The organism is Pseudomonas sp. GX19020, assembly GCF_023371075.1.
In the GTDB taxonomy this organism is placed as follows: Bacteria; Pseudomonadota; Alphaproteobacteria; order Rhodobacterales; family Rhodobacteraceae; genus Pseudogemmobacter.
Map to the genome: position 1 here is coordinate 143,293 of NZ_JAMCCR010000005.1, position 13,228 is coordinate 156,520.

10 protein-coding genes are annotated in these 13,228 nt (G+C 62.5%); 7 read left to right on the forward strand and 3 right to left on the reverse strand.

Annotated features, from left to right (window positions below):
• From M3484_RS11095 to glpD, 7 genes are all read left to right on the forward strand, one after another.
• Window positions 1–1,494 carry a sugar ABC transporter ATP-binding protein gene (locus M3484_RS11095; protein ID WP_249496908.1) on the forward strand — a complete coding sequence of 498 codons (1,494 nt, stop codon included), beginning with the start codon at window positions 1–3 and terminating at the stop codon, window positions 1,492–1,494.
• A gap of 121 nt (window positions 1,495–1,615) precedes the next feature.
• Entirely contained in the window at window positions 1,616–2,605 is a 990-nt protein-coding gene (locus tag M3484_RS11100) for a fatty acid desaturase (protein ID WP_249496909.1), read from the forward strand.
• On the forward strand, window positions 2,602–3,828 hold the full coding sequence (locus M3484_RS11105) for an NAD(P)/FAD-dependent oxidoreductase (RefSeq protein ID WP_249496910.1): 1,227 nt from the start codon (window positions 2,602–2,604) through the stop codon (window positions 3,826–3,828). The genes M3484_RS11100 and M3484_RS11105 overlap by 4 nt, the downstream gene beginning before the upstream one ends.
• Before the next feature lie 30 nt (window positions 3,829–3,858).
• The gene (locus M3484_RS11110) at window positions 3,859–4,968 is read left to right on the forward strand and encodes an alcohol dehydrogenase catalytic domain-containing protein (RefSeq protein ID WP_249496911.1); all 1,110 of its coding nucleotides are present in this window, start codon (window positions 3,859–3,861) and stop codon (window positions 4,966–4,968) included.
• Between the two features lie 3 nt (window positions 4,969–4,971).
• Window positions 4,972–5,826 carry an alpha/beta hydrolase gene (locus M3484_RS11115; RefSeq protein WP_249496912.1) on the forward strand — a complete coding sequence of 285 codons (855 nt, stop codon included), beginning with the start codon at window positions 4,972–4,974 and terminating at the stop codon, window positions 5,824–5,826.
• On the forward strand, window positions 5,805–6,779 hold the full coding sequence (locus tag M3484_RS11120; RefSeq protein WP_092903030.1) for a LysR substrate-binding domain-containing protein: 975 nt from the start codon (window positions 5,805–5,807) through the stop codon (window positions 6,777–6,779). Before M3484_RS11115 ends, M3484_RS11120 begins: the two co-directional genes overlap by 22 nt.
• 3 nt (window positions 6,780–6,782) lie before the next feature.
• Window positions 6,783–8,348: a glycerol-3-phosphate dehydrogenase gene (gene glpD, locus M3484_RS11125; protein WP_249496913.1), complete on the forward strand. Its 1,566-nt coding sequence runs from the start codon at window positions 6,783–6,785 to the stop codon at window positions 8,346–8,348.
• A 401-nt stretch (window positions 8,349–8,749) separates the two neighbouring features.
• Here the strand turns inward: glpD and M3484_RS11130 are convergent, their stop codons facing one another.
• The 3 genes from M3484_RS11130 to M3484_RS11140 all read right to left on the reverse strand — a co-directional run bounded on the left by M3484_RS11130 (window position 8,750) and on the right by M3484_RS11140 (window position 13,227).
• On the reverse strand, window positions 8,750–9,322 hold the full coding sequence (locus M3484_RS11130) for a TetR/AcrR family transcriptional regulator (protein WP_249496914.1): 573 nt from the start codon (window positions 9,320–9,322) through the stop codon (window positions 8,750–8,752).
• Window positions 9,319–9,855: a dihydrofolate reductase family protein gene (locus M3484_RS11135; protein ID WP_249496915.1), complete on the reverse strand. Its 537-nt coding sequence runs from the start codon at window positions 9,853–9,855 to the stop codon at window positions 9,319–9,321. Before M3484_RS11135 ends, M3484_RS11130 begins: the two co-directional genes overlap by 4 nt.
• A gap of 264 nt (window positions 9,856–10,119) precedes the next feature.
• Window positions 10,120–13,227 carry an efflux RND transporter permease subunit gene (locus M3484_RS11140; protein WP_092903021.1) on the reverse strand — a complete coding sequence of 1,036 codons (3,108 nt, stop codon included), beginning with the start codon at window positions 13,225–13,227 and terminating at the stop codon, window positions 10,120–10,122.
• Between the last annotated feature and the right edge of the window lies 1 nt (window position 13,228).

Sequence of the window (13,228 nt, forward strand, 5' to 3'; positions counted from 1 at the left end):
ATGGATATGTCTGCGCCCTTGCTGGAACTGCGCGGGATCGGCAAGTCCTTTCCCGGCGTGCGTGCGCTCCACGATGTCAGCCTTGATCTGCGGGCGGGCGAGGTCCATGCGCTGCTTGGAGAGAACGGCGCAGGCAAATCGACTCTGCTCTCCTGCATGAACGGGCTGTTGCGCCCTGATGAGGGCAAGATCCTGATCTCGGGCCGCGAGGTGCAGTTCTCGCGCCCCGCGGCCGCGATTGCGGCACGGCTGGCCATGGTCCACCAGGAGCTGGTGCTGTGCAGCAATCTGAGCGTGGCCCAGAATATCTGGCTGGGGCGCGAAATCCGGCGTGCCGGCGGCAGGATCGACCGCGCCGCCACCCGGCATCGCACCCGTGAGCTGCTGGCCATGGTTGGGCTGGATCTGGACCCGGACTGCATCCTCGGCACTCTGGGTCTGGCCGAACAGCAGATCGTCGAAATCTGCAAGGCGCTGGCCAGCGATCCGCGCATCATCGTGCTGGATGAACCGACCGCCTCGCTTGATGACGACCAGGTGCAGCGGCTGCTTGGGGTTGTGCGCCGCCTCAGGGATCGTGGCCTCGGTATCATCTATGTCTCGCACCGTCTGAATGAGGTGCTCGACCTTGCCGACCGCATGACAGTGCTGCGCGACGGGCGCCATGTTGTAACCCGGGACCTGAACGGTATGACCGAAGAGGGGATCGTCTCTTATATGGTCGGCACCAACCGTTCGGGTGACGGGTTCGCCTGGTCGGCCCGGCCGATTGGCGCCCCGGTGCTGGAGGTTGAGCGGGCCGCAACACGCGGCAGGCTGAAAGATGTCTCACTGCGCGTCCATGCGGGCGAGATCGTCGGGGTCGCGGGGCTTCTGGGCTGCCACCGCGAGGAACTGGCCCAGGCGATTTTTGGCACTGTGCCGCTGCAAAGCGGTGCGATCCGCATTGAAGGACGCAGCCCCCGCCTCACTTCGCCCATGGCCGCGATCCGGGCGGGCGTGGCCTATATGCCGGCGGACCGCAAGGAACAGGGTCTCGTTCTGGGCATGTCGGTCGGCGAGAATATCACCATGACCGAACTTGACCGCCTCTCGCGCCTTGGCCTGATCCGGCGCGGCGCGGCGCGACGGATGAGCCTTGATCTGATGCGTCGGCTGGGCATCCGCGCCAGCGGACCGGGTCAGCGCGCCGGGCAGCTTTCGGGCGGCAATCAGCAAAAGATCGTCATCGCGAAATGGATGACGAAACCCGGCCGGGTGGTGATCGCCGAGGATCCCACGCGTGGTGTCGATATCGGGGCGAAAAGCGAGATCTGGGGCGCCCTGCGCAGCCTGGCCGAAGACGGGCGCGGGCTGCTGGTCATGACAACCGAGCTGCAGGAAATGATGCAGGTCTGTGACCGTATTGTTGTGATGAGCCGCGGTCGCATCACCGGCGAATTCACCCGCGATGCCTTTGATGTGGAACGGATCACGGCCTGCTTCTTTTCGTGAAACATGCCGGGCAGATGCCCGGTCGGGGTGAAAGCAATAACCCCATGCAGAACATGAATTTAACGCCTGAAAGCCGGCCCTGTAGCCTGACAGAGGCTTAGTCTGAGAGGAGGATTCTCGAATGGATGGAAACGGCTCTGCCAGCTATGCTGGCATTGGCGGGATCGGCAGCAATGTCTGGCCGCTCACTGGCGCGGAAATGATTTCGCGCAGCAAACTCAAAGAGTTGCGGGCACGCAGCAATGGGCCGGGGCTGGTCAACCTTGCGGTGCATATCTCGGCGCTGGCGGTCACTGGCTTTCTGGTCTGGCTTGCCTCGGGCAATCTCTGGCTGCAGATCCCGGCCATGGTGCTTTACGGCACGATCATCGTGCTGACTTTCGCGCCACTGCATGAATGTTCGCATGGCACGGCATTCAGATCGCGCTGGCTGAACTACCTGGTCGGCATTGCCATTGCGACGGCGACGCTCAGGCCCTTCCTTTACTTCAAATACCGCCATGCCGCGCATCACACCTATACGCAGCATGATGATCTTGACCCCGATATCGTGCCTTTCCCCACCTCGCTGCGCGAATATTTCCGTCTGGTGCTGGGTGCTTCCTTCTGGCCGAAACTGCTGGGCACTTTGTGGCGCGGCGCGACCGGGCGCTATAATGAGGAAGAGAAAAGCTTCCTGCCCGACAGCGTGCGCGGCCGTGTTTCGCTGGAAATCCGGCTTGATGTTCTGCTTTACATCACGATTGCGGCGGCCTCGGTCTATTACGGCAGCATGATTGCGCTGACCTACTGGCTGATCCCGCGCTTTCTGGGCGAGCCCGTTCTGCGCGCCATCCGCATGGCCGAACATACCGGCGCCGAGGAAAGCCCGGACCTGCTGGCAAATACCCGCACCACGCTGGCCAATCCGATCTTCCGCAAGCTCTATTGGAACATGCCCTTCCATGCCGAGCATCACCTGGCATCCTCGGTGCCGTTCCATGCGCTTGGCCAGTTGCATGACCATGTGCAGCCGCATCTGAAACATGTCAGCCGCGGCTATATCCAGGTCCATCGCGAGATCCTGGCCGAAGTTCTGCGCCTTCAGCGCGAGAAAAGGCAAGCACGATGAGCATGGATGCGGGCCGGATTGCCGGAACTGCCAGAATTGTCGTCATCGGGTCCGGCCATTCGGCCGGGCGGCTGATCGGACAGCTGAAATCTCTGGGGCACCGGGGTCAGATCGTGCTGATCGGCGAAGAGGCACATCCGCCCTATGAGCGGCCCTGGCTCTCGAAAACGATGCTGACCGAACCGGAGGAACCTGCGATTCCGGGCGTTCTGTCTGACACGGATGGCGTGACGCATCTTCCCTTGCGGCGGGCCGTTGCAATTGACCGCGCGGCGGGGCGGGTGCGGCTGGATGATGGCAGCGACGAGGCCTATGACATCCTGGTTCTCGCCACCGGGCTGGCACCGCGCCGGCTGGCGATCTTCGACGGTATGGAGGACCGGGTCCTGTGTCTGCATAAGCTGGATGAGGCGCGCGCTTTGCGCGCCCGTCTGGCCCGGGGCGGCGGGCTGGCGCTGATCGGGGCGGGCTTTATCGGGCTGGAGGTTGCCTCCTCGGCGCGCCAGCTGGGCCTTGCGGTCGATATTGTCGAAACAGCACCGCTGCCGCTGATGCGGGCTTTGCCGGCAGCGCTTGGTCGCCAGATCGCGGATCTGCACGCGGCCGAAGGGTCACGCCTGCATCTGGGCACCGGCCTGCAATCCGCCGAAACCGAGGCTGGCAGCCTGCGGCTGAGCCTGACAAATGGCCATCGGATAAGTGCTGAAACGGTGGTTCTGGGGATGGGAGGCACAGCGCAGGACGGGCTGGCACGGGATTCAGGGCTCGATACCGCCGATGGCGTTCTGACCGATGCGACAGGTCGCAGCTCTGACCCGCAGATCTATGCAATTGGCGATGTGGCAAGATGCCGGTCAGATGAAAACGGCCAGAACGGCATCAGGCTGGAATCCTGGCGCAATGCCGAGGACAGCGCCATTGCCGCCGCCGCTGCTATCCTTGATGCGCCCCCGCCCCCGCCCCCGGGCGCACCGTCTTTCTGGACCGAGCAGCTCGGCCAGCGCATCCAGTTTATCGGGCAGCCGGTTGCCGACGGCGAGCTGTGGCAGTCGGGTGAGGCCTTCCGCCCCGGCTATGGGGCCTTTCTCATGCGCGACGACTGCCTGCATCAGGCGGTTTTCGTCAACGCACCCAAGGTCATGCGGGCCGCCCGCGAGGCCTTTCGCCGGGATGGCAGAATTGCCGCCGACACACTCTCTGCGCTTGGCTTCCGGCGCATCTGATCCCTTCCAGTTCTTTACGGAGACGCAAAGATGATCCGTTCATCCGCAGCGATTTGCACTGCGGCGGGCCGCCCGCTGGAGATTGCCGAAGTCATGGTCGCCCCGCCCCGCGCGGGCGAGGTTCTGGTCGAGATCGACTATACCGGCCTGTGCCATACTGATCTGACTGCGCTTGAAGGCGCGAATGCCACAGCGGTCTATCCGCTGATCCCCGGCCATGAAGGCGCGGGCCGGGTGGTGGAAACCGGCCCGGGTGTAACCGGGCTGAAGCCTGGCGACCACGTCATCCCGCTTTACGGGCCTGAATGCGGTGACTGTGCCATGTGCCGGTCAGAGCGCACCAATCTGTGCTGGACGATCAAACCCACCCGCGACCGTGGCGTGATGCCCGAGGGCAGCGCCCGCTTCAGCCGCGATGGCGAGGTCATCCACCATTTCATGGGCACCTCGACTTTCTCGCGCTATACGGTCGTGCCGGAAATCGCCCTGTGCCGGATCCGCAAAGATGCCCCCCTGAATGAGGTCTGCCTGTTCGGCTGCGGCGTCACCACCGGTGTCGGCGCCGCGCTGTCAGAGGTACGGCCGGGCGACCGCGTTGCGGTTTTCGGGCTGGGCGGTATCGGCATTAATATCATTCAGGGCGCACGGATCGCCGGCGCCAGCCAGATCATCGGCATCGACCTGTCCGACAGCAAGACCCCCCTCGCCCGCAGCTATGGCATGACCCATTTCATCCGTCCGGAGCCGGGTGGCCGTGACACGGTCGCCGAAATCCGCGACCTGACCGGGGGCGGCGTCGACGTGGCGTTTGAATGCACCGGTGTGCTTTCCGTCATGCGCCAGGCCCTCGATGCGGCGGTGCCCGCCTGGGGCAAGGCGGTGCTTCTGGGGGTAGAGCCGCCCGGCTCCACCCTTTCCGTACCGCCGGTCCAGGTGCGTTACGGCAAATCGCTGCTGGGCAGCTATTTCGGCGGCGTCAAAGGCCGGAGCGGGCTGGGCGCACTGATCGACCGTTATATGGCGGGTGAGATCGACCTGAAAGGACAGATCACCCACCGGATGCCCCTCGCCCGGATCAATGAGGGTTTTGAGCTGATGCGCGCCGGGGCATCGGTGCGTTCTGTCGTCAGTCTGGTCTGAGCCATGGCACGCGACGATGAAGCGGACTGGGTCTTCCGTGACCGCCATCCCGAGCGCGGCGAGGTCTATGCCCGCATGGACAGCGAAAGTGAGCGGGCCTATGCGACGCTGAAAGTACAGCGCGGCCTGCGCTATGGCGACCATCCGCGTGAGGCGCTCGACCTTTTTCCCGGCCAGCCGGGCGCGCCGCTGGTGGTATTTTTTCATGGCGGGTACTGGCAGTCTCTCTCGCGCGAACGCTTTGCCTTTGTCGCGGAACCCCTGGTCCGCGCCGGATACAGTGTCGCCCTGCCCGGCTATCCATTGGCGCCAGAGGCTTCGCTGAGCGCGATTGTTGCCGCAGCCAGTATCGCAGTGAAAGCTGCAACAGAGGCCGCAACAGCGGCAGGTCTGGCCCCCTCGGGCTGGATCGCCGCCGGTCATTCAGCGGGGGCACATCTGGCATTGATGACTGCGCTTTCACCGCAATCTGTTCCCTTGCGTGGCGTGGTCGCGGTCAGCCCGATCTGTGATCTTGATCCCCTGCGTGGCACCAGCCTCGACAGCGCGCTGAAGCTGACCCGCCAGGATGTCCGGAGCCTGAGCCCTGCGCGCTTGCCGCTTCCGTCAGCCAGGGTGCAGATGATCGTCGGGGCGGATGAAACCGCAGGGTTCCGGGGCCAGGCCTTCGGCCATACCGCCCGCATGGTGCAAACTGGCCATGATTGTTCCTGCCGTGAGCTGCCCGGCCTCAATCACTACACGATTCCCCTTGAGATTCGCCGCCCTTACTCGTCGATCATGGCTGCATTCATCGAGCTGACCGGAACACCGGCAGGCCAGGGAGGATCAGGACTATGCTTACAAGGGAACGTCTGAATTACATCAACTTCAACCAGCTGCGCTCTTTCTATGCGGTAGGGCGCGAGCTGAGCTTCACCAAAGCGGCGGATCTGCTTTGTATCGGGCAGCCGACGGTCACCACCCAGGTGAAATCGCTCGAAGAAACCTATGGCAGGCAGCTTTTCCTGCGCACCCCTTCCGGGGTCGAGCTGACGACAGAGGGCGATGCACTGATGCTGATCGCCCGCCAGATCTTTGCGCTGGAACAACGGGCCCATGCGCTGCTGACCAGCCGGCCCGAGATCGCCGGGCGGTTGCATATCGGGACGGTGGGGCCGTTTTTCGTGATGAAACTGCTGGCGGGGTACAGTGACAGGTTTCCGCTGGTTCATGTCACGCTGGAAAGCGGCAGCTCGGACCGGATTTACCGCAAGCTGATCGACTACAAGGTGGATGTTGCGATCCTCGGGCGCGATTACGCGGATCCCCGGCTTGATGACGTGGCTTTGGGCGAACATGAGGTCATGCTGCTTCTGCCGGTGGGGCATCCCTGGGCACAGCGGCAGAAAATCATGGTCGAAGAGCTCGACGGGGTGCGCATGATCTGGCGCGAAAGCGGCTCCATGACCCGGCGTGCCTTTGAGGGGATCCTCGAAAAGCGCAATGTCCGCCCTTCGGTGGTTATGGAACTTGCACGGGATTCCATGATCGAGGCCACCGCCGCCGGTCTGGGGATCGGGATCATTTCGCGCACCGAATTCGACAGCGATCCGCGGCTGGTGAGCCTGCCGCTCGCCGGAGAAAAGCCGGTAACCCATTCCTATGCCGCCTGTCTGAAAGAGCGCCGGTCGATCGGGTCGATCGATGCCTTCATGACCATGGCGCGCAGTGCAGCCGATGCGGCGCGATCTGCCCCGGCTGAGACCAATACAGACCGCCCGCAAACCAATCTCGTCGATATCAGCCGGGCGAAGCAGAAAACAGGATGACAGATGACGAAGCCGATAGCGGATATTTTGATTGTGGGCGGTGGCGTGAACGGCTGCGGCATCGCGCGGGACGCTGCCGGGCGTGGCCTCAAGGTTATCCTTTGTGAGAAGAACGATCTCGCCGAAGGCACGTCGTCGCGTTCGACCAAGCTGTTCCATGGTGGACTGCGCTATCTGGAATATTTCGAATTCCGTCTCGTGCGTGAAGCCCTGCGCGAAAGGGAGACCCTGCTGGCGGCCATGCCCCATATCGCGCGGCCGATGCGCTTCGTCCTGCCCTTTCACCCGTCGATGCGGTTCGAGGGCGGCACGCCAGCGTCACGTTTGCTGGGCCGGTTCATGCCATGGCTCAGGGATCGTCGCCCTGCCTTTGTGATACGACTGGGCCTTTTCCTCTATGACCATATGGGCGGGCGCAAGATCCTGCCACCGACCCGCCGGCTCAATCTGCGAAAGGATGAGGCGGGTCAGGCGCTGAACGGCGCGTTCCGGAAGGGATGGGAATATTCGGATGCGGCGGTCGACGATGCCCGGCTGGTCGTGCTGAATGCACGCGATGCCCAAAGGCTGGGCGCGGACATCCGGACCCGCAGCGAGGTCGTCGCTGCAAGGCGTCAGGCCAATTTCTGGGAGGTCGATATTCTGGGGCCGAAAGGGCCGGAAACACTGCGCGCGCGGCTGGTCGTCAATGCCGCCGGGCCCTGGGTCGCCGGGATCAGTGCAAAACTGTCTCCACGATCCGAGCGCGGGGTGCGGCTGGTGCGCGGCAGTCATATCGTAGTGCCCCGAATTTTCGGCCATGACCGCGCCTATATCCTGCAGGGCCCTGACGGCCGCATCGTCTTTGCCATTCCCTATCATGAGGATTTCACGCTGATCGGCACGACGGATATCGACCATAAAGGCTCGCCCGATCAGGTGGACTGCTCTGATGAGGAGGTCCGCTATCTCTGCGATTTTGTCAGCCGTTGTTTCAAAAAGCCGGTTCTGCCCTCGGATGTGGTCTGGCGATATGCCGGGCTGCGACCGCTGCTGGATGATGGTGCAGGCGATGCCCGATCCGCGACCCGTGACTATTCGCTGGACCTGGAACAGAATGACCGGGCGCCTTTGCTCACGGTTCTGGGTGGCAAGATCACCACTTATCGAAAGCTCTCCGAGGCGGCGGTCGATCTGATCGCGCCGCTTTTCACCAACTGCAAAGCCGCATGGACGGCCAGGGCGCCGCTGCCAGGTGGAGATTTCGACCCACGGCAGGGGGATGCTCTCGCAGAGGCCCTGACCCGGCGCCATCCCCAGCTCGCACCCGCCACTGCCCGCAGGCTGATCCGGGCCTATGGCACAGAGGCCGGGGCGATAATGGAAATGGGGCCGGGCACCGATCTCGGTGGCGGCCTGCACGAGGCCGAGCTGCGCTGGATGGTTGAGCGTGAATTTGCAACGACACTTGATGACGTCATCTGGCGCCGCAGCAAACTCGGCTTGCGTGTTGCCCCGGATGAGCGCCGCGAAATCCAGGCCTGCCTTGAGCAATTGATCCTGGAACAGACCCGGGGTCACCGACAGTAGCTTCTGCGAGGTGGTGCCGGTCGAAATCTGCGCATGGCTCTTATGACGGCGCGGCGCGGCCGGCGCCATGCGTGATCTCGATGTTGTGGGGAGCGTGCTGTGCCGCTGGATGCGGGAACGGACCACAGCCTTCCCCGGTAGCAGGCAGATGCGTGCCGGTCAGCCCCACGATCAAAACACCGCCACCTCCCGGCAAATGCGTTTCGACATGATCTGCGAGGTCGAGCCATGGTCACGCCACCGGTTCAGGAAACCGTGGCGAGGCGGTATCGAACACCGGCTGACCCGACCAAACCATCCCTGGGACCGCTAGGATCAGAAAACCGTCCGGGGGACTGCTTTACCGGGGGGCGGCCAGGTCGAACCGATCAACCAGAGGCGAGAACTGAACAGCTAAGCCCTCACCGGTCATTCAAAGGCGCCTGTGTCAGCCGTGTGATCAGGAAGCCGCTTGCCAGATCATAGCCTTCAAAAAGGTCATCAACAGCCGCCTGGTTTTTATGTGCCGTTGTCGCCAGAAGGTATCCGTGTGCGTGGTCGACGACGATATCACGCATGATCCTGGCATCACGGGCGTTTTGCCCTTCTTCGATCAGAATTGCGACCATTCGGTCTGACAGGCGTTCCGCTTCGGCACTTTTGGCATTCTGATCGCCTATATATGCGATGAAAACCTGCGGGTTGAGCATCACCAGGGCTCCGTATGAGCGCGCAAGAGTTTGAAATGAGATCTCTTCCTGGTTTGCCTCCAGACTGGTGACGGGATCACTCAGCACCAGATCGACCACAAGCCCCAGGAGGCGCGAGCGATCCCCCGTGTGCCGATATAGAGCCATCGGACTTACCTCTAACACGCTTGCAAGCGTTCTTATGCTGAAGCCACTCGCGCCATGAGTTTCGATACTGGCCCGCGCGGCTTCAACAATCTTTGAGGAGGACAGCCGGCCCTTCTTGTTCGGACCCTGATTAATCACGAGCCAATCTGGTAATGCGACTGGACCAGCCCGGAAGCGAAGCTTTTGCTGTGCAAGTGCTTCAGTGCTTTCATGCCTGGAAGATCCCCGAAAAGCGGCAAACCGGCGCCAAGCAAAACTGGTACGCGGGTCAGAATGATATCCTGAATCAGATCCTCGGCGAGGCATGACTGGATAAGTTTCCCGCCATCGATATAGGCTTTTTTCCACCCCTCGGCGGCAAGCTTTTTCATCGCATCGCGCGGGGGCATATTCCAGATGCGCACGCCGCTGCGCAATATATCCGGCACATCGTCCTGTGTCAGAGATCCGGACAGAACAATGACTGGCTTGTCGAACGGCCAAGGGTCAAAGCGCGATACCACTGCCCATGTACCACGTCCCATGATGATACCATCAATGCTGTCATAGAAGGCGTTGTAGCCGTGATCTTCACTTTCAGCCCCATTCGGGGTCAGCCAGCTTACATCACCCTCACGGGTAGCAATGAAGCCGTCCAGGCTTGCAGCAATGAAGACATGTCCCGTAACCATAGATTTCCCTCGCAGTATACATCGTATACTTTCGCATCGACTTAAGCTTGTCAATGACCGCTGCTCTTATCGGGCTTTTGGACAGGCTGAGCGATGGGGAGGGCTCGCTTCATCGCTCACCGTTCAGGCTTTCTTTTGCCGGCCGTTCACATAGGGTCCGTGTCGCTCAACCGGGCCCCTTCTCTTTGCAATCTGACCTGGGTCATGGGTTTTTGGGACCGTTGCATCATGTGGCGGGCAATTCAGATCGCTTCCGGGCCGCGATCAGGCCAGATGACTGTCAGGCGCGCGCGGCAGCCAGGGGCGGATCAGACGCTGGAAGCCATCGATATAGGTCAGCAGCACCGGCACCACGACCAGCGTGAGGATCGAAGACGAGATCAGCCCCCCGATCACCGCATGGGCCATCGGCGCGTTTTGCGAGGTGCCGCCATGCAGGTTCACCGCAAGCGGGATCATCCCGAAGATCATCGCAAGCGTGGTCATCACGATGGGACGGAATCGGGTGGCGCCTGCCTCGATCAGCGCCTCGCGCATCTCCATCCCGTCGCGGCGGTGGTGATTGGCATTGTCGACCAGCAGGATTGCGTTCTTCACCACCAGCCCCATCAGCATGATGAACCCGATCACCGAGAAGATATTCAGCGTGCTGCCGCCGATCAGCAGACCCAGCATCACCCCCACCAGCGCCAGCGGCAGTGAGGACATAATGGCAATCGGCTGCAGGAAACTGCCGAATTGCGAGGCCAGCACGAGGTAGATGAAGATGATCGCAAGAAAAAGCGCCACCAGCGCAGAAACCGCCGATTCCATAATGCTTTCGGCATCGCCACCGGTGCCGATCCGGTAGCCCGGCGGCAGATCAAGCGCATCCTGCGCCGCCTGAATGCCGGTGGATGCAGTCAGAATGTCGATGCCATCAAGCCCCGCCGTGACACTGACCGAGCGGCTCCCATCCTCGCGGGTGATCTCGCCTGCGCTTTGCGAGGGTTCTACCGTTGCGATCTGATCGAGCCGGACGATGCCGCTGCCATCCGCGGTCGCGGTGATCGGCAGGCTGCTGAGGCTGGTGATATCCTCGCGATACTCGGATGGCAGGCGCACGACCACGTCATAACTGTCGCCATTCGGTGCGGTCCATTCCGAGACCGTCTCGCCCGCGATCATCGGCGACAGGGCCTGACCGACCTGCGACAGCGTCACGCCCAGATCCGAGGCCGCCTCGCGATGGACCTGGATCCCCAGCGTCGGCTGCGGCTCATCAAGCGAGGTGCGCACGTCGACAAGGCCCGGCACCTCTTCAAATTTTTCGGCCAGCTCATCCGCGAGGCGTTTCAGAACATTCAGATCAGGGCCGAACAGCTTCACTTCGACCGGGGCAGTCACGCCGCCGCCCATGCCGCCGCCTGCGCCGACCCGGAACCGCGCACCGGGGATCTGTTCCAGCGCCGCGCGCATGGGCGGTGCCAGGGCCGTCGGATCACGCTCGCGCGTGGTGGGGGCCGAGAGGCGCGCGGTGATCGTCGCCTGGTTCTGCCCGCTTGCCCCGCTGGAGCCAACGGTTGCATAGGTGCCGATCACCTCGGGAAATTGCCGCAAAACCGCATCGACCTGGGCGATCTTGGCTTCGGTGCGCAAAAGCGGCGTGCCGATGGGCAGTTCCATCTCGACCTGCACCTCGGAATTATCCGAAGGGGGTGCGAATTCCGCACCGATAAAGGGAAACAGCATCAGCCCGCCGATAAAGGTCAGCCCCGCCACCGAAAGCGTGGTCTTGCGCCAGGCCAGCGCCCAGGCCAGCACACCGCGATATTTCCCGATCAACCCCTCGAACCAGATGTCAAACCGGGCCACAGCGCGGCCAATGGGGCCGCGTTTTGCGCCAGGCTCGGATGCCGGATCATACCAGACCGCCGACATCATCGGATCGAGCGTGAAAGAGACGAACATCGAGATCATCACCGCAACCGAGACCGTCACCCCGAATTGCAGGAAGAAGCGGCCGAGAATGCCCTCCATGAACGCCACCGGCAGGAAGACCGCGACGATGGAAAGCGTGGTCGCAAGCACCGCAAGGCCGATCTCATTGGTGCCATCCAGCGCGGCCTGTTCGTGGCTTTTGCCCATATGCAGATGGCGCATGATGTTTTCGCGCACGACAATGGCGTCGTCGATCAGGATGCCGATGGACAAAGACAGCGCCATCATCGTCATCATATTGAGGGTGAAGCCCATGAAATAGACCGCCGCCATGGTGCCGATGATCGAAATCGGCAGCGTCAGCCCGGTGATCACGGTCGAACGCCAGGAATTCAGGAAGAGAAACACGATCACCGTGGCAAGGATGGCCCCTTCGATCAGCATGCTCTGCACGGCGGCAAAGCTTTGCTCGACCGGCACCGCATTGTCGCGGATCAGGGCGATCTCGATCCCCTCATAGGCCGGGTCGGCCTGCATCGCGGCGATATCTTTGCGCACGGCCTCGGCCACGGCCACGGTGTTCGTGCCTTGCGTCTTCAGCACATCGATGGTGATCGCACGGCGTCCGTCGATCATGGCAAGGCTCTCGGCCTCGGCCAGATCGGTGCCAACCATCGCCAGATCGCCCAGCCGGATCGGGAAGCCGCCGCGCTGGCCGATGATCAGATCCTCGAACCCGGCAAGATCGGGGATCCGTCCCTCGACCTGAACCGACTGGCTGGTGGAGGCATCGGTAACCGAGCCCGCCGGCAGATCGACATTGGCATCGCGCAGAACCGAGGTCACCTGGACGGCGCCCACCGCCAGCGCGGTCTGGCGCAAAGGATCAAGGCGGATCTGCACTTCATTCGGGAGCCCGCCCACCACGGTCGCCTGGCCCACGCCCCTGATATTCGAGATGCGGGTGGAAATCTCATCTTCCGCGATCGTGGTCAGCGTGCCTGCACTCAGCGTCTGCGAGGAAAGGCCGATCGACAGGATCGGCATCTCGGATGGGTCAAACCGCAGGATGCGCGGGTCGGTGGCAGTGTCGGGAAGGCTCGCCGCGATCTGTGAGACACGGTCGCGCACATCCTGGGCGGCACTGGCGCTGTCGACCTCCAGATCGAACATGATCAGCACCATCGCCGACCCGGTCTGCGCGGTCGAGGTGATGGTGTCGATCCCGGAAAGCGTCGAGACAGAGTCCTCGATAGGCTCGATAATGTCTTTTTCCACCGCCTCGGGGGTCGCCCCGGGGTAAGACGTCACCACAGCCACCACCGGGAAATCGACTTCGGGCAGTTCGTCAATCGGCAGGCGGCTATATGAGAAAATGCCGATCACACAGATCGCCACCATGATCATAGTGGCAAAGACGGGCTGGCGGACAGCGATGCGGGTCAGAAACATC

Coding starts and splice junctions, on each gene's coding strand:
- M3484_RS11095 (WP_249496908.1), top strand. CDS start 1: ATGGATATGTCTGCGCCCTTGCTGGAACTGCGCGGGATCGGCAAGTCC.
- M3484_RS11100 (WP_249496909.1), top strand. CDS start 1,616: ATGGATGGAAACGGCTCTGCCAGCTATGCTGGCATTGGCGGGATCGGC.
- M3484_RS11105 (WP_249496910.1), top strand. CDS start 2,602: ATGAGCATGGATGCGGGCCGGATTGCCGGAACTGCCAGAATTGTCGTC.
- M3484_RS11110 (WP_249496911.1), top strand. CDS start 3,859: ATGATCCGTTCATCCGCAGCGATTTGCACTGCGGCGGGCCGCCCGCTG.
- M3484_RS11115 (WP_249496912.1), top strand. CDS start 4,972: ATGGCACGCGACGATGAAGCGGACTGGGTCTTCCGTGACCGCCATCCC.
- M3484_RS11120 (WP_092903030.1), top strand. CDS start 5,805: ATGCTTACAAGGGAACGTCTGAATTACATCAACTTCAACCAGCTGCGC.
- glpD (WP_249496913.1), top strand. CDS start 6,783: ATGACGAAGCCGATAGCGGATATTTTGATTGTGGGCGGTGGCGTGAAC.
- M3484_RS11135 (WP_249496915.1), bottom strand. CDS start 9,855: ATGGTTACGGGACATGTCTTCATTGCTGCAAGCCTGGACGGCTTCATT.
- M3484_RS11140 (WP_092903021.1), bottom strand. CDS start 13,227: ATGTTTCTGACCCGCATCGCTGTCCGCCAGCCCGTCTTTGCCACTATG.